At 44.8% G+C, this 15476-nt stretch carries 12 protein-coding genes; 4 read left to right on the top strand and 8 right to left on the bottom strand.

Annotated elements, in window-relative coordinates; genetic code table 11:
* Positions 1-60: 60 nt before the first annotated feature.
* On the bottom strand, positions 61-1728 hold the full coding sequence (locus PBAL39_RS16195) for a M1 family metallopeptidase (protein WP_008243414.1): 1668 nt from the start codon (positions 1726-1728) through the stop codon (positions 61-63).
* A gap of 10 nt (positions 1729-1738) precedes the next feature.
* Positions 1739-3664 (bottom strand): CocE/NonD family hydrolase, encoded by a 1926-nt coding sequence (locus PBAL39_RS16190; protein WP_008243405.1) that lies wholly within the window; start codon positions 3662-3664, stop codon positions 1739-1741.
* Positions 3665-3768: 104 nt separating this feature from the next.
* On the opposite strand from PBAL39_RS16190, the gene lpdA reads away from it, so the two are divergent.
* Positions 3769-5175 (top strand): dihydrolipoyl dehydrogenase, encoded by a 1407-nt coding sequence (gene lpdA / locus PBAL39_RS16185; protein WP_039866815.1) that lies wholly within the window; start codon positions 3769-3771, stop codon positions 5173-5175.
* 51 nt (positions 5176-5226) lie between these two features.
* On the opposite strand, the gene PBAL39_RS16180 is transcribed toward lpdA, so the two are convergent.
* From PBAL39_RS16180 to PBAL39_RS16155, 6 genes are all read right to left on the bottom strand, one after another.
* Positions 5227-6048: a hypothetical protein gene (locus PBAL39_RS16180; protein ID WP_008243401.1), complete on the bottom strand. Its 822-nt coding sequence runs from the start codon at positions 6046-6048 to the stop codon at positions 5227-5229.
* 130 nt (positions 6049-6178) lie between these two features.
* Entirely contained in the window at positions 6179-9370 is a 3192-nt protein-coding gene (locus PBAL39_RS16175) for an efflux RND transporter permease subunit (protein WP_008243399.1), read from the bottom strand.
* 79 nt (positions 9371-9449) lie between these two features.
* Positions 9450-10514, bottom strand: coding sequence for an efflux RND transporter periplasmic adaptor subunit (locus PBAL39_RS16170; RefSeq protein WP_008243397.1), 1065 nt, complete (start codon positions 10512-10514; stop codon positions 9450-9452).
* Positions 10511-11842, bottom strand: coding sequence for a TolC family protein (locus tag PBAL39_RS16165; RefSeq protein WP_008243396.1), 1332 nt, complete (start codon positions 11840-11842; stop codon positions 10511-10513). Before PBAL39_RS16165 ends, PBAL39_RS16170 begins: the two co-directional genes overlap by 4 nt.
* 24 nt (positions 11843-11866) lie before the next feature.
* A complete protein-coding gene (locus PBAL39_RS16160) occupies positions 11867-12472 on the bottom strand; it encodes a TetR/AcrR family transcriptional regulator (protein WP_008243394.1) in 606 nt (201 codons plus the stop codon).
* Between the two features lie 120 nt (positions 12473-12592).
* The gene (locus tag PBAL39_RS16155; protein WP_008243392.1) at positions 12593-13198 is read right to left on the bottom strand and encodes a TetR/AcrR family transcriptional regulator; all 606 of its coding nucleotides are present in this window, start codon (positions 13196-13198) and stop codon (positions 12593-12595) included.
* Between the two features lie 149 nt (positions 13199-13347).
* Between PBAL39_RS16155 and murB the strand changes: the two genes are divergently transcribed.
* The 3 genes from murB to PBAL39_RS16140 all read left to right on the top strand — a co-directional run bounded on the left by murB (position 13348) and on the right by PBAL39_RS16140 (position 15413).
* Positions 13348-14364 carry a UDP-N-acetylmuramate dehydrogenase gene (gene murB / locus PBAL39_RS16150; protein ID WP_008243391.1) on the top strand — a complete coding sequence of 339 codons (1017 nt, stop codon included), beginning with the start codon at positions 13348-13350 and terminating at the stop codon, positions 14362-14364.
* 167 nt (positions 14365-14531) lie between these two features.
* The gene (locus PBAL39_RS16145) at positions 14532-15062 is read left to right on the top strand and encodes an RNA polymerase sigma factor (protein ID WP_008243390.1); all 531 of its coding nucleotides are present in this window, start codon (positions 14532-14534) and stop codon (positions 15060-15062) included.
* 114 nt (positions 15063-15176) lie between these two features.
* A complete protein-coding gene (locus tag PBAL39_RS16140) occupies positions 15177-15413 on the top strand; it encodes a cytochrome b5 domain-containing protein (RefSeq protein WP_039866847.1) in 237 nt (78 codons plus the stop codon).
* The last annotated feature ends 63 nt before the right edge of the window (positions 15414-15476 follow it).

Here is a 15476-nt window from a genome sequence, read left to right as displayed (position 1 = left end):
ATAGAAAAGCCTGTATGCGTTTTCGCATACAGGCTTTGTTTTTTGCGGCCTTTACATCTGCTATTGCTGCACTTTTGTCTTGATGTAAAAATTAGGATTTACCATGAAACTTTTGCTGTCGATACCGGCAGTCAGGGCTGTGGTCTTCCAGGTAGTTTCCGGGTGGATGAGGCTGAACGTTTTATTGCCTTTCAGGTTTGCCAGCAGTGGCATATCAAAACCTTCGATAACGTTTGTCCAGCGGTAGGTCAGTTTGCCATCCTTGATCTTATATTCCAGCAGGGGAATCCGGGTATCGCGAAGGTACTGGTCAAAAACCTTGTCCAGCTTTAGTCCACTTTTTTTGGCGATGTAGCTTTCGATCTGCTGTGTGGTTACGGTCTGGTGGTAGAAATCCTTGTTCAGCCCCCTCAGGATTGCCCTGAACTGATCATCGTTAGCCATCAGCTGTCTGATGGTATGGATGAGGTTTGCACCTTTGTAGTACATGTCTCCCGATCCTTCTTTGTTGACATTATAGGGGCCAATGATAGGGATGTCGTTAGAGATGTTCATCCGGATGCCCTGAACGTAAGCTGAAGCTGCATCCTTACCATACAGGCTCTCGGTGAACAGTGCTTCTGAATAACAGGTAAAACCCTCATGAACCCACATATCAGCGATATCTTTACTGGTGATGTTATTGCCAAACCACTCGTGGCCGCTTTCGTGAACGGTGATGAAGTCGAACTTCATTCCCCATCCTGAGCCCGACAGGTCGCTGCCCAAGTATCCTTTTTTAAATTTATTGCCATAGGCAACGGCACTCTGGTGTTCCATGCCGAGGTGTGGTGCCTGTACCAGCTTGTATCCATCAGTATAAAAAGGATAGGGGCCGAACCAGCTTTCAAAAGATTTAAGCATTGGTTTGACATCTGCATCCCAGTGCGGGCGGGCCTCGGTACTGTCTTCTCTCAGCGCCCAGAAATCCAGTGTCAGCGGTCCCTTTTCACCCTGATAGGTATCTGTCCAGTGTGCATATTTGCCAATGTAAAAACTGACACTATAGTTGTTGATGGGGTTGCTGATACGCCAGTTGTACTGTGTATAGTTGTCGTCAAGCTTTTTTTTGCTGACAAAGCGACCGTTGGAAACTTCATCCAGTCCGTTGGGAATGCTAATGCTGACCGTCATGCTGTCTACCTCGTCACTCTGGTGGTCTTTCGTGGGCCACCAGCTGCTGGCGCCGAATCCCTGGCAGGCAACGGAAACCCATGGGTTGCCGGACCTGTCCTTGCTGAATATAAACCCTCCGTCCCATGGTGGGCGTCTGGCAATGCTGGGGTTGCCCGAGTAGAAGACCCTGAAGCTTGCTTTGCTGCCTTTTTTGATTTCATTGGGGAAGGACAAGTATACAGCGTCCAGTTCTCTGTGGAAGTGTATCTCCTGTCCGAGGTAGACCACCTTTTCGATAGTCATGTTCCTGAAAAGGTCAAACTGCAATGTGCTGAAGTCGCTCAGGGCGGTAAAGCTGAATTCATTGCTGCCGCTGATGAATTTTTTATCGATGTCAATTTTCACATCGAGGTGATAGGTGTTGATGTCATAACAAGAGCGCAGGGGCCCCCACATCCCGCGGAGTGTATCAGCACGGCTATACCCTTTTTTGGCACCCAGCAGTTGCGCCGTTGCAATGAGCGGGCTTGCGGCCAGCATGTAAATAAATAACAGATAAAAGGTCCTTTTCATCAGTAGGTGTTTATGGTTTAAGTACCGTTACAATGATGGAAGAGGCATTTTGCTGATCGTGGTAGATGCGGTGTGTTGCTTTCCTGAAGTCTGCATCAGCAGCCTGATAGATGTCTGTAAATACCTGGGGGTTCCTATCTACAATCGGGAACCAGGAATTTTGTACCTGTACCATGATGCGGTGTCCTTTTTTGAAGGTATGTCCAACGTCGGGCAAGGTGTATTTTACCTCAGTAACTTTTCCTGGTACAAACGGTTCCGGGGTCTGAAAGCTGTTCCTGAACTTCCCGCGCATCACCTCGCCACGGATAAGCATCTGGTATCCGCCCATGATCACCTCTTTGTTTTCTGCTGATGTTTCTTCAGTGATTTCAGGGTATACATCAATCAGTTTCACCACATAATCCGCGTCGGTGCCTGAGGTGGAGACCAGGAGATCAGCAGTAAGCGGGCCGGCGAGGGTAATGTCTTCAGTCAGGACTTCTGTCTGAAATACTTTAACATCAGGTCTGCGAGCCGCAAAGCGCTGGTCATCGATCATGTATTCGCGTGTTCTTCTTGCCTGCACACCATCCTGATAAGGAACCGGGTTGTTGGGGTCGCTTTCATACTCGTTGAAGCTGTCCGCGGTTGTAGGTTTATTAAAAGCCAGTCCCCCCTTGTCCTGGAAATAAAGCGTTTTTGTTTCCGTATCCTTTGGTGGCCAGGTGTCAAACGACTTCCATTCATTGCTGCCGGTAAGGAATACCGTTGCTTCTGCAAGGTTAGGGTTGGCACCATCTTTAAGGTAGTGCATAAAGAAGGGGAATTCTATCTTTTCCTGGTAGTAGGTGCTGGTAGGCTGGCCGAATTTGATGTCCCCGAAGCTACTGCCTGTACTTCTGACCCATCCGCCGTGGAACCAGGGGCCGACGACTAGTTTGTTTATGGCATTCGGATTTTGCTTTTCGATGCTTTTGTAGGTGTGGAATGTGCCGAAGGCGTCTTCAGCATCAAAAAATCCACCTACAACCATGACCGCAGGTTTGATGTCTTTAAGATGAGGAGTGATGTCTTTCGCCTGCCAGAATGCGTCGAGGTTAGGATGTTTCATCATCTCGTTCCAGAACTGGATGCTGTCGCCGAAGTATTTGGTGTTCACATTTCTTAGTGCGCCGATGCTGAGGTAGAAGCGATAGTTGTCAACAATAGGATACTCGAAAGGTTTAGGTCCTTTGTCCGGGGTGATGGGTTTCGGTCTTGGCACCCCAAAAGAGGAGTAAAAGTTGAAGGCATCCGCCAGCATGAAAGCCCCGTTGTGATGGAAATCATCCCCCCTGAACCAATCGGTTACCGGAGCCTGCGGTGATACTGCTTTTAATGCCTTATGTGCGCCAGGCAATGCTGCTGTAGAGTAGAAACCCGGGTAGGAGATGCCATATAGTCCGGCCTTGCCATTGTTGTTGGGAATGTTTTTGACCAGCCAATCTATGGTGTCATACGTATCGGAACTTTCGTCGATGGCACTTTTTCCTTTTTTGTGGTCGATGTGTGGCCTCACATCAACGTAATCCCCTTCGCTCATCCATCGGCCCCTCACGTCCTGATAAACGAAGATGAATCCTTCCCTGAGAAATAAGGAAGTGGGACCGAGTGAGGTTTTGTAATTTGCTTCGCCATAAGGTGCAGAGGTGTAAGGCGTGCGGTTGATCATGAATGGATATTTCTTGCTTTTATCCTTAGGGATATAGATCGCGGTAAAGAGCTTTTTGCCATCACGCATAGGGATGCTGCGTTCTATTTTAGTGTAATTTTCGCGTACATACGCAGAGTCTGACTGCTGCGCCAACAGGGATGTTCCTGCAAAAAAGAGGACAAGCGCAAGCCCTAAGGATTTAATACTGGTCATGATGTGTTTGATCGATTTAGTGATGGCTAAATATACAGAAATTGCCATTTGAATGTCCTGTTTGTAACATTAAAGATGTGTAAAATCTGGGGATTAGCAGGATTATTAGCCTTATGTTTATTAACTTTGTACCACAAAAAAAATCCTTATATATGCAGTACGATGTAGTTGTTATTGGCTCGGGTCCGGGCGGTTATGTTGGAGCAATCAGATGTGCCCAACTAGGCTTAAAAACGGCGGTAATAGAAAAATACAAAACTTTTGGTGGTACTTGCCTGAATGTGGGTTGTATCCCTTCAAAAGCATTGTTAGATTCTTCTGAGCACTTTCATAATGCTGCTCACACTTTCAATACACACGGGATCAACCTGAAAGACCTGAAGGTAGACATGCCTCAGATGATTGCCCGCAAGAATGATGTGGTTGCGCAAAACACTGCCGGTATTCAATATCTTTTCAAAAAAAATAAAATTGATTCTTTCCAGGGCCTGGGTTCATTCGTAGATAAAAATACTGTAAAGATCACTAAGGAAGATGGTTCTACAGAGACCATCACCGCAAAAAATGTGATCATCGCGTCGGGCTCAAAGCCTACGGCTCTTCCTTTTCTGCCTATCGATAAAAAGAGAATCATTACTTCTACGGAAGCCTTGAACATTACCGAGGTTCCTAAGGAAATGGTCGTGATTGGTGGTGGGGTAATCGGCCTGGAGCTGGGTTCCGTATATGCACGCCTGGGAACAAAAGTTTCTGTGGTGGAGTTTATGCCTTCCATCATTGGTACCATGGATGCTGGTCTTGGAAAAGAACTGCAACGCGTATTGAAAAAATCGTTGGGTATGGAGTTCTTTATGGGACACAAGGTGACCGGAGCGACAACAAAAGGTAAACGTGTAACTGTAACTGCCGACAATGCGAAGGGAGAGCAGGTGAAGCTGGAAGCTGATTATTGTATCGTTGCTGTCGGACGTACTGCTTATACTGAAGGATTGGGGCTGGAGAATATAGGCATCAAAACAGAAGAACGCGGAAACAAAATTCCAGTAAATGATCATCTGGAAACAGCTGTACCTGGAGTGTATGCGATTGGTGATGTGATCAAAGGAGCGATGCTTGCGCATAAGGCCGAAGATGAAGGTGTGTATGTTGCGGAAACGATTGCCGGACAGAAACCACACATCAACTACAACCTGATTCCAGGAGTAGTATATACCTGGCCGGAGGTTGCGTCGGTAGGTTTTACCGAAGAGCAGCTGAAAGAAAAAGGAACGGCTTACAAAGCAGGATCATTCCCTTTCAAAGCAAGCGGACGTGCGAAGGCGAGTATGGATACTGATGGTTTTGTGAAAGTGCTGGCTGACGCTGCTACTGATGAAATCCTTGGTGTACATATGATTGGGCCACGTGCGGCTGATATGATTGCAGAGGCTGTTGTAGCCATGGAGTTCCGTGCTTCTGCGGAAGACATTGCAAGGATCTGCCATGCTCACCCTACCTATACAGAGGCCTTAAAAGAAGCGGCAATGGCTGCAACTGAAAACAGGGCGATCCATATTTAATGAACTTCTATGCGCTGCTTTGCTAAAGCAGTGTATCTTTAAAGCCGCAGACTATTCGTTTGCGGCTTTATCTTTTTCTTTCAGATTCGGGTAACACTCATATAGCGCTTTTACTGCGATTTCTATGAGTCTTAAGTTTTCTTCCTGATGACCATGTTGTACTTCTACATTGATATAAGGAATCTGGTTACGTTTCGCGTAGATAGATAGAGAGCCATCGTCATCGGCTTCGGTATGTTGCAATACCACATTTACATTGGCCTTTTTTAAAGCGTTGTAGAGTTTTTTCTCTGTCACCAGCACCATGTCGTCCGGGTCCATCTGGAAATTGATGTGGACTGAGTCTGTGACCTTTTCAAGTTCATATCCTTTGAGATAGGACGGTATGCCAAAACCGCCGTCGGCATTGTTGTGCAAAGTGAAGATATACCCCAGTTTTTTCGGATTATATTGGTTCAGTATGATCCTGGCGATGTTTTCCATCTGGTGTACCACTTCATTATTGGAGGGGCCAAATTTTTCAATTCCTATTTTGGCACCTTCTTTTGAGTAAATGCTGTTTGGGTCTGTCTGGTACTGCTGACCGTTATATGTGAACTTGTAATTTCTCTTACCACCATATTGACAATCGATGATGCTGCCCCCGCTGAACTGTATGTATTCAAATGCTGCCTTTACGCCCGTATCCTCATCGTCGTGAATGGCCAGGAAGGAGATGCTGGGTTTACCATATTTGTAGCGTACCAGATTGACATTTAAGTCTCCTGCAACGATAAGGGTAGTATCCATCTCCATCCCTTCAAATACAGGAGGGTGTTGGGCAAAGGCATTCAGGCAACAGCATAGCATCAGGGAAAGGATATACTTCATCATTTTAATATTACAGCGAATCAGTCCATTTGTTTTTCGCTGTAAAATAAAAAAAGAGAATGTCTTTTCAGTACATTCTCTTTTTTTATTATGGAACAAATCGCGTTTTTTTAACGATTAATTGGAGTTAGCACTAGTGGCCGTGGTCCAGGTCATATTCCTTAACATCTTTATGCGTGTAAGGCTCAGCAATCAGTTCTTCCATAGTTTTGCCTTTTTTGTTGAAGCCAAAACGTTCCAACATGCCATCGAAAACCTGATACATTACCGGTACGACGATGAGGGTCAGGAAGAGTGAACTGGTCAATCCACCGATAATGACCCAGGCAAGACCGTTTTTCCATTCCGCACCCGCACCACTTGCAAGGGCAATTGGAAGCATACCGATGACCATGGCAATAGTAGTCATGAGAATCGGTCTCAAACGGGCATGGTTGGCAAGGATCAGTGCCTCGTGCGTTGACTTTCCTTCGGCTTTCATCTGGTTGGTAAAATCGACGAGGATGATCGCATTTTTTGCGACCAGACCAATGAGCATAATGAGACCGAGGATGGTGAAAATACCCAGGGAATTATTTGTCAATGCCAATGCAAGTAATGCTCCAATGACCGACAGTGGGATGGAGAACATCACTACTAACGGGTAGATAAAGCTGTCGTATAAAGCCACCATGATCAGATAAACCAGGATGATAGATGACAGCAAGGCGATTCCCAGTGTACCAAATCCTTCACTTTGGTTTTCCTGGTCACCTGCCCACAGGTAACTTACCCCTACAGGTTTTTTCAGTTTGCCATTCTTTTCCATTTCATCCAGTTTTGCCTGGAATTCGGTGACGATCGTTCCCGTAGGACGGCCAATAGACTGAGCTTTCACCGATACGGAAGTACTCTTGTCCCGGCGTTCCAGCTGACTTGGACCTGCTCCTTCTTTGATTTCTGCAAACTGCGATAGTTTGATCTGCTGACCTTCAGGATTGACGAATATCAGGTTTCTAACATCATCAATATCCTTGCGGTTGAAAGTTTGGTACTGAATGTTGATGTCATATTCATATTCACCTTTACGGTACTTTCCATCAGTATTTCCACTAAAGGCAGTCTGCATCGTAGACCCTACCGTTTGCATGGTCAGACCTAGCGCTGCCATCTTATCGCGGTCTACCTGAACATTAATTTCAGGGCTACCCTTTTCAACAGATAGTTTTACCTCCGCTGAACCTTCGATTGTTGCCAGAACCTTCATCGCACCCTCAGCATATTTCATCGCGCTATCAAGGTCAGAACCCATCACCACCATGTCAATAGGTGCATTCTCCGCAATACCAAGTATACTAATCGGGACAGTTTTTACTTTTGCCCCCACGAGTACCTTAGCGAGCTCGCGGCTCACTTTTGTTGCATAGATGCTGGATTCGTCTTCGCGGTCTTTACGATCTACCAGGCGGACGTTGATCTCCGATTTATAAGCTGTAGCCTGTGTTCCTCCAAAATCACCACTTGCCTGACCTACCGTAGTAATCATCTGGGTAATTTCCTTTTTTGTATTTAGGAATTCTTCTGCTTTCTGAGTATACTGGTTTGTTTTTTCAAGAGAGGCATCTTTAGGTAATTCTATCTGGACAAGGAACTCTCCCTTATCACTTTTCGGGAAAAACTCAGTACCAATAAATCCACCTATAGTAAGCCCGCAAGAACTGAAAAGTAATAAGAACACCCCAATAATGGTGATGGCTTTATGCTTTAACGTCCAGGTTAAGATTCCGGTGATCCATAGTGTGAATTTATGCAGTTGCTTTTCAAACCAAAGGATAAAACGGCCAAAGATGTTTTTTCCCTCAATTCTCTCCAGCTTACCGAAACGTGAAGACAATAGGGGTACAATGGTAAACGAAGCGACAAGGGATAGGAGTGTCGCAATGATCACCACGACACAGAACTGACGCAGGATGTTGGATACAAGTCCAGTGCTCACTGCGATTGGGAAGAATACGACCACAATTACAAGCGTAATAGAAACGACTGTAAATCCAATTTCACTCGTTGCATCATAGGCTGCACGCACTTTGTTCTTGCCCATTTCCATGTGTCTGTAAATGTTCTCCAACACTACGATGGCATCATCGACAAGGATACCTACTACCAATGATAAACCCAGGAGCGACATTAGGTTGAGCGTGTAGCCAAAAAGCCCAATACCAATGAAGGTCGCAATCAGTGAAGCAGGGATCGATACCATAACAATTGCCGCATTTCTTAAACTGTGAAGGAAGAAAAGCATTACAAATGCAACGAGTACAATGGCCAGGATCAAATCATGGATAACGGCGTCTGCAGATTCCAGTGTGAATATCGAGCTATCATTTACAATCAAGATCTTAAGGCCATTGGCTACATAATCTTTTTGAAGGTTTTCAATGATCTTGTGCATACCCCTGCTTACCTCTACGGCATTCGCGTCAGACTGCTTAATGATCTGTATGGCGATGGCACCTTTTCTGTCAATCCGGGCTATTTTTTCAACTTCTTTCTGTGAATCCTGGACGTCTGCAACGTCGCCCACACGGATTTGTGCACCGCTTTTGCTGGTTGCGACAACAAGGTTTCTTAACTCGTCAACTGATTTGTATTTTCCAGACAAGCGCACGAGGACGTCTTGATTCTGTGTTTTTACACTACCGGTAGGGAAGTCAAGATTCGAAGTCAGAATGGCCTGCTGGATTTGAGGTACAGAAAGACCATAACCCTGAAGTTTATCTGCGTCAAGACCTACCACAATTTCACGTTCCTGGCCACCCACGAGTGTTACCTGAGCTACCCCGCTTACCCTGGAGAGGATTGGGGCAATACGTTTATCTATCAAGTCATAAAATGCCGCGTCATCCATCTTCGCAGAGGCAGACATCGTAATCACCGGCAAGTCATCCAGAGAGAACTTGCTGAGTGAGGGCGGGTCTACATCGTCTGGCAGATCAGAGAGAATCGCGTTTACTTTACGTTGTGCGTCATTTAAGGAAAGATCGACATCGGCTTTATCGTTCAGCGTGATGGTAACTACAGATAAACTTTCGTAAGAAACTGCATTCAGCTTTTTGATATTTTCCATCGAGGATACCGCATCTTCAATTTTCTTGGTGACGGTATTTTCCACCTCGTTTGGTGACGCTCCTGGATATATCGTGGAGATGGAGACCACATTGTTTGAGAATTTGGGAAGAAGTTCATAACTCAGCCCAAAGTAGCTCAACAGACCCATCAACGTGAGGACGGTAAAGACCACGATCACGAGGGTAGGGCGTTTGATTGATATTTCTGTAATTTTCATCAGATCTATTTATATTTTAACTGTTTGAAGTAGCCCGGTTTGGCGAGCTGCCTCTTGTCGGTTGAATTGGTAGTCCTGCTTATTTAACAGGCGTAACTTCTGAGCCGTCAACCAGGTTAATCTGGCCACTGGTGATCACTGTTTCTCCTTCTTTCAGGCCATCAACGATTTCAACGTTTTCTCCAAGAATTCTTCCTGGGACCACTTTTCTGATCCTGGCAGTTTTTCCATTTTCCAATACAAAAATCTGGTTGCTGCTCACGCTGCCTACGAATGAACCACGAGGAATGGTCAATGCCGGATTCTGTTTAGGGAACTTAAATATTGCCGTTCCATACATTCCTGCCTTGATGGTGTTCTTTTTATTGTTTTCCACCTGAAGTTCAATCGGGAAGTTCAGTGAGTTGTCTGCTTTTGCAGCGATGAACGTAACTTTGCCCTGGTAATCGTCAGCAGGAAATACATTCGACTTGATCTGTACCTGATCGCCGATATTCAGGTTGGCCACCTGTGATTCATTGACGCTTACTTTAAGTTTCAGTTTGGAAACATCAACCAGTTCAAACAGCTGGGTACCCTGAGCGGTTACAAAGGCACCAACCTCAATGTATCTCTTATTGACAATGCCATTGATCGGAGATTTGATGTTGGCATCACTCACTTTTCTTTGTGCACTCTGCAGGCGTAGCCGTGCATTTTCTACCGCTAGTTTTGCCTGGTCCAATTGCTGCTGCGTTACACCACCGGTTTTGAATGAGCTGCTGTATCTCGCCTCGTCCCTGATGGCATTCTGAAGTGTTGCCTGTGCTGTTTCTTTATCTGTATTGATGATCTCTGCGTCAATGCGCGCCAGGATTTGTCCTTTAGACACTCTTGCACCCTCATCTACATAGATCTTGGTCACGCGGCCAGCATTCTCTGAAAGGAAGTTGAGTTCCTGATTGGCTGCAAAGGTGCCGTTAGCACTGAAATCAAGGTTAATAGGCTCTCTTTTGATAACGGAAGTACGCACACTGACTGCGCCTGAGCCTTGAGCAACTATAGCCGTTTTTGCCGCATTTTTCTTTTTGTTATTGCTCAGCACCCATGCAATAGCACCGATAGTGACGATAATGATTAAGACTGTAATAATTACTCTTTTCATTGTAGTAGTGATTTTATATTTCCGTTTGATTTGATTAATTGAATTTCGGCGATCTTATAATTCAGGAGCGCCTGGGTATAGCTGTTCTGAGCTTCTGTCAATGCGTTTTCTGTATCAAGCAGGTCTGTTAAAGCAGCAAGTCCATTGTTGTAGTTGTTTTGTGTACTGTTGTAGATCTCCTGTGCAAGCGTCACATTCTGACGTTGAGAGTTGATGGTGTTCAGGCTGTTTTTCAATTGAATCTTGGCATTTTCATAAGCCATGTTCAAGGAGTTCCTGGTTTGTCGCCTGTCCTCTTCTGCTTTTTTCAGATCGACATCTGCCTGTCTCACTTTAGATCTAATCGCAAACCCGCTGAAGATGGGTACCCTCAATGTGACACCAATTGCGGAGGCATCATACCAGAAGGCAGAACTATTGCTTTTGAAAAGGTCGAACTTATCGCTCTGACCAGTATAGGAGTAGTTTGCTTTCAGGGCCATTGTGGGATAGTATTCCGCCACGTACGCTTTGCGCTGCAGGGTTAGTAATTCCTTCTGTATGCCTAATAAACGCATTTCAGTCCTTGTTTCCACATTGATGCTGTCGGCAAATACCGGAAGCGAAGGGTTGTTGTCGAGTTGGTTGACTGGCAGACTGATTGGTGTTTCAATTGGCATCCCCATGGAAAATTTCAATTGATTTTCCAGCTGCGTGATGGCATTCATGGTCTGCTCCCTGTTGGTTTGCAGGTTGGTGAGGTTCACCTTGATCCTGTCAACATCAATCTTTCTTGCCAATCCATTTTTATATTGGTCATTAATGATGTTTTCAATGACTTTAACATTTTTGATGTTGGTGTCAATTACATTGAGCTGCTGTCTGTTGACGAGCACCTGGTAGTAATTGTTGGCTACCTGTTCGATGATCTGCTCTTCCGTGAGGTTTGCAGTCATGTTGTAATAGCTTTCACTGGTCCTTGCCGCTTTGAGGCCTGTGAACACCTGCTGATTGAAAATCTGCTGGTTCAGCTGTATGCCTGCATTGGCGTCCCAGCTTCTTCCCAGCTGAAAGGACTGATCACCAACAACCAGCTGTCCGATTACGGGGTTGTAATTAAGGCCTGCATTTCCGGATATGTTTGGTAATGCCTGCGCGCGGATCTCTTCGGTTTTATACCTTCCGCCGTCAATGTCTAGTTTCGCTTTGCGTACATTGACGCTGTTCTGGATGGCATAGTTCAATGCATCCTTCAGGTTCAGCGTCTGCTGGGCGTTGGCTGCGTTTGATAATAGTAATCCGAGCATGAGCAGCGGAATCAGTCTTATCCCTTTGGTGATCGTATTCATCTGATAGTGGTTTGTCTTCGTGATTTATTTAAGTCCTTTGATAAATATATTGGAGAGGCTAAGCTGCTTTTCCCGGATCATTTTCAGGTCCTTTTTGCTGGGGAGCAGCTGTTTATTGCCTTGCAAGAGGCAGAGTGAGGTGATTCCTGCCAGGCTGTCGAGATACAGCTCGGCCATATCTTCTACGTCAATATCGCCGATCTCGCCCTTTTCTACAGCCTCAGCCATTACCTCTGCGTGGAATTTCTGGTTTTTTTCTTTCATGGCCATGAAGGTGCCAATGAGCTGCTCCGAGTGCAATGCAGCATCAGGGCTGCCCCCCGAAAGGTGCAGCATATAATACTTGACGAAAAAGCGGTGTCTGATCTCTACGAAACTCAACAGGCGCTCTTCCACCCTGAATTTATGAAGTTTTTCTCTTTCAACCTGTTCAAAATAATCCGAGAAAATCTTCTCAAGGACACCGTGGATCAGGCTTGTTTTGTCTGGGAAATAATAATATAATGAAGGCTTGGATACGGATAAGTCTTCAGCAATTTCATTCATCGTTGTTTTGCTGATCCCATAATGTGTGAAACGTTTAATTGCACCCTCAATGATAATATCCCTCTTTTTATCTGTTTCTACCATTCTACCTTTTTACCTTTTGACTTTTTGTATTTATTAGTCAAAGGTAAGGCATGAACTGATGATCAGTATAGTTATGTCTTGAAATCCATCGAAACTTACAGTATTATGACAATCTCTTTGTTATTTTGTTTTCAATCCGTTGAGAAAAATCTCGGCTAGCAGCATCTCTTTCTGAAAAATCTGCTTAAACTGATCTTTATTGGGGAATATGGTCTTACTTTTCGCAAGGATATTGAAGTGGATGCCCTGAAGTGCATCGATAAATACTTCAGTGGTGAGCTTCGGATCTTCCATCTGCAATTCGCCGCTAGCTATCCCGCGACTGAACATGGAGCTGATGATGATGACTTCAAATGTTCTTGCTTTATGGAACTTATCCTTCAGGTTTTCAGGGAGTTCACTGCCAATCAGTTGAATCGAATCGAATAGGGTATAGTACTTCTGGATGAAGGTTTGCCTTTTTTGAAGCAGCTTCATGACCCCCTCGGTAACGCTGTTGGTTTTATCAATTGATTTGACCAGATCCCTGCTGATGTAGTGCATGAGGTATTCTATGGCGCTGACATACAGGTTGATCTTGTCTGGGAAATAGTAGTAGAGGAGGGCTTTGGAAAAAGAAATGTCCTTTGCAATTTCGGTCATTGTTGTTTTGGCCAGACCATAATGTGCAAAGCGCTTTAAAGCAGCCTCAATAATTAAGTGTCTTTTTTTATCCTGATTTTCCATGAAGTAAGCCTGACGTCCCTCTCTCTAATTGATGTTTAAACTTTCAAATTCAGTCGAAAAATAGACAAAATTTTTAAATATATTTTTAAACATCTTTATTACAAACCTGAACAATTACATTTGTAAAGAATAGTATATCCACCATTAATATGCCAGTTTTACAGGAAAACATTTCGTTATTGCCGTACAATACTTTTCGTTTAAAAGCTAATGCCCGTCATTTCGTAGAGATTAACGAGCCGTCGGACCTGGTGGCTTTGCTGTCTTCTGCAATGATTAAGGAGGAGCGGTTGCTGGTGTTGGGTGGTGGCAGCAATGTCCTGTTTACAGAAGATTTTGACGGTCTTGTGATTAAAATGAGCATTGGGGGGATTGACGCCCGCACAAAGGGAGACGATGTGTTTGTCACGGCCGGCGCGGGCGTGGTATGGAATGATTTTGTTGGATACTGCGTGGAGCATGGATATGCTGGTGTAGAAAACCTGACCCTCATTCCGGGAACGGTTGGTGCTTCACCAGTTCAAAACATTGGTGCCTATGGTGTGGAGCTGAAGGATGTTTTTTACAGCTGTACGGCTTATCATATCCAAACCGGTATGTCGAAAGTTTTTTTTGCGGAGGACTGCAAGTTCGGTTACCGCGAGAGTGTTTTCAAAAATGAGCTGAAGGGACAATACATCATCAGTAGTGTCACGTTCAAACTCAGCATGAATGCGGTAGTGAATACCAGCTATGGTGCCATTCAGGCAGAGTTGGATCGCATGGCAATTGCTGCTCCAGCCATAGCGGATGTGTCTGCTGCTGTGGCAAGGATCCGTGTGAGTAAGTTGCCGGATCCATCAACGATCGGAAACGCAGGCAGCTTCTTTAAAAATCCGGTGATCGACCTGGAGCAGTTTGAACGGCTAAAGTCCCGGTTCCCGGATTTAGTACATTATACGATGCCTGGAGGAGGGGAGAAGCTTGCGGCGGGATGGCTGATTGAGCAGTGCGGGTTTAAAGGATTGGTTTCAGGCCATACCGGAACATGGAAAAATCAGGCACTGGTGTTGGTGAACCACGGCGGAGCTACAGGACAAGAGGTGTATAGTTTTTCAGAAAAGATCATCACTACAGTGGAGGCCAAATATGGGGTCAAACTTGAAAGAGAAGTAAATATGCTGTGACACTTCTCCATAGACTGCCCATAGGGGGTTTAATCTGCTGCAAACGGCTTTCAGGCGTTTTTTGGTACATATGTTGCATATTGATTAGGGTATAAATTAGACAGACATCAGGACGCCACTCCTATGACCTTGTTTGTTTGCGTATTAATCCTAAAAATTAAAACATTATGACAAAAAATGAATTCAACCTCCAGTTAAACGACCATTCGGTTTCTTTACAGTCATTCGCTTTAAATTTTACTAAAGATGTTGAAGATGCAAACGATCTGGTGCAGGATACGATGTTAAAAGCAGTGACCTACTACAGTAAATTTAAAGAAGGAACCAACTTAAAAGGATGGTTATTCACCATCATGAAAAATACTTTTATCAATAACTACAGGCGTTTGGTGAAAACGAATGCGCTCATCACCAAGTCGGAGGACATCTCGTCGGCCAATCTTCATTATAGTGCTGCAAAAAATGCGAGCGATAGTAAGTTTGTGATTGGTGACATCAATAAAGCACTTTCTACCTTACAGCCTGAGTATTATGTTCCTTTTATCAAATACTTTGAGGGATTCAAATACCACGAGATTGCAGATGAGCTGCAGATCCCTATAGGAACGGTAAAAACAAGAATCCACGTTGCACGTCAGATTCTAAAGAAATACCTGAAAACGTATTCCAAAGAAATTTTAGGAGCTGAAGTCGTTTAGTCGATTTTGCTTCTTTTCCGAGCGCCTTAACCGATCAGTGTTAGGGCGCTTTTTTTGTTTCCAGATATTTTGATCGCGGATCAGTGTTTTTTTACACTATTTTTGATCCTGATCATGGCAGAACTCCCGATATATACCAAACAGCAGCTGGCACTAAGGAACGGCCAGGATAAACCTCAGATATGGGTAGCTTACCTTGGCGTGATCTACGATGTCACGGAGAGCCGGTTATGGCGCAATGGTAAACACTATGAGCATTGGGCGGGACAGGACCTGACGGATGAGCTGGCAGACGCGCCACATGCAGAAGGTGTCTTTGAAAAGTTTGATGCGGTAGGGAAACTCGTATAAAATAAATCGGTTAAAATAAAACTGCCCCGGCAATCTTCCAATTTCCGGGGCAGTTGCAGTTCT

Source organism: Pedobacter sp. BAL39 (assembly GCF_000170795.1).
Taxonomy (GTDB): Bacteria; Bacteroidota; Bacteroidia; order Sphingobacteriales; family Sphingobacteriaceae; genus Pedobacter.
The sequence above is the reverse complement of the archived record's forward strand: the minus strand, read 5'-3'. Positions and strand labels throughout refer to the sequence as shown.

Excerpts from the sequence above, each read along its gene's own strand:
- PBAL39_RS16195 (WP_008243414.1), bottom strand. The coding sequence starts at position 1,728 with ATGAAAAGGACCTTTTATCTGTTATTTATTTACATGCTGGCCGCAAGC.
- PBAL39_RS16190 (WP_008243405.1), bottom strand. The coding sequence starts at position 3,664 with ATGGCAATTTCTGTATATTTAGCCATCACTAAATCGATCAAACACATC.
- lpdA (WP_039866815.1), top strand. The coding sequence starts at position 3,769 with ATGCAGTACGATGTAGTTGTTATTGGCTCGGGTCCGGGCGGTTATGTT.
- PBAL39_RS16180 (WP_008243401.1), bottom strand. The coding sequence starts at position 6,048 with ATGATGAAGTATATCCTTTCCCTGATGCTATGCTGTTGCCTGAATGCC.
- PBAL39_RS16175 (WP_008243399.1), bottom strand. The coding sequence starts at position 9,370 with ATGAAAATTACAGAAATATCAATCAAACGCCCTACCCTCGTGATCGTG.
- PBAL39_RS16170 (WP_008243397.1), bottom strand. The coding sequence starts at position 10,514 with ATGAAAAGAGTAATTATTACAGTCTTAATCATTATCGTCACTATCGGT.
- PBAL39_RS16165 (WP_008243396.1), bottom strand. The coding sequence starts at position 11,842 with ATGAATACGATCACCAAAGGGATAAGACTGATTCCGCTGCTCATGCTC.
- PBAL39_RS16160 (WP_008243394.1), bottom strand. The coding sequence starts at position 12,472 with ATGGTAGAAACAGATAAAAAGAGGGATATTATCATTGAGGGTGCAATT.
- PBAL39_RS16155 (WP_008243392.1), bottom strand. The coding sequence starts at position 13,198 with ATGGAAAATCAGGATAAAAAAAGACACTTAATTATTGAGGCTGCTTTA.
- murB (WP_008243391.1), top strand. The coding sequence starts at position 13,348 with ATGCCAGTTTTACAGGAAAACATTTCGTTATTGCCGTACAATACTTTT.
- PBAL39_RS16145 (WP_008243390.1), top strand. The coding sequence starts at position 14,532 with ATGACAAAAAATGAATTCAACCTCCAGTTAAACGACCATTCGGTTTCT.
- PBAL39_RS16140 (WP_039866847.1), top strand. The coding sequence starts at position 15,177 with ATGGCAGAACTCCCGATATATACCAAACAGCAGCTGGCACTAAGGAAC.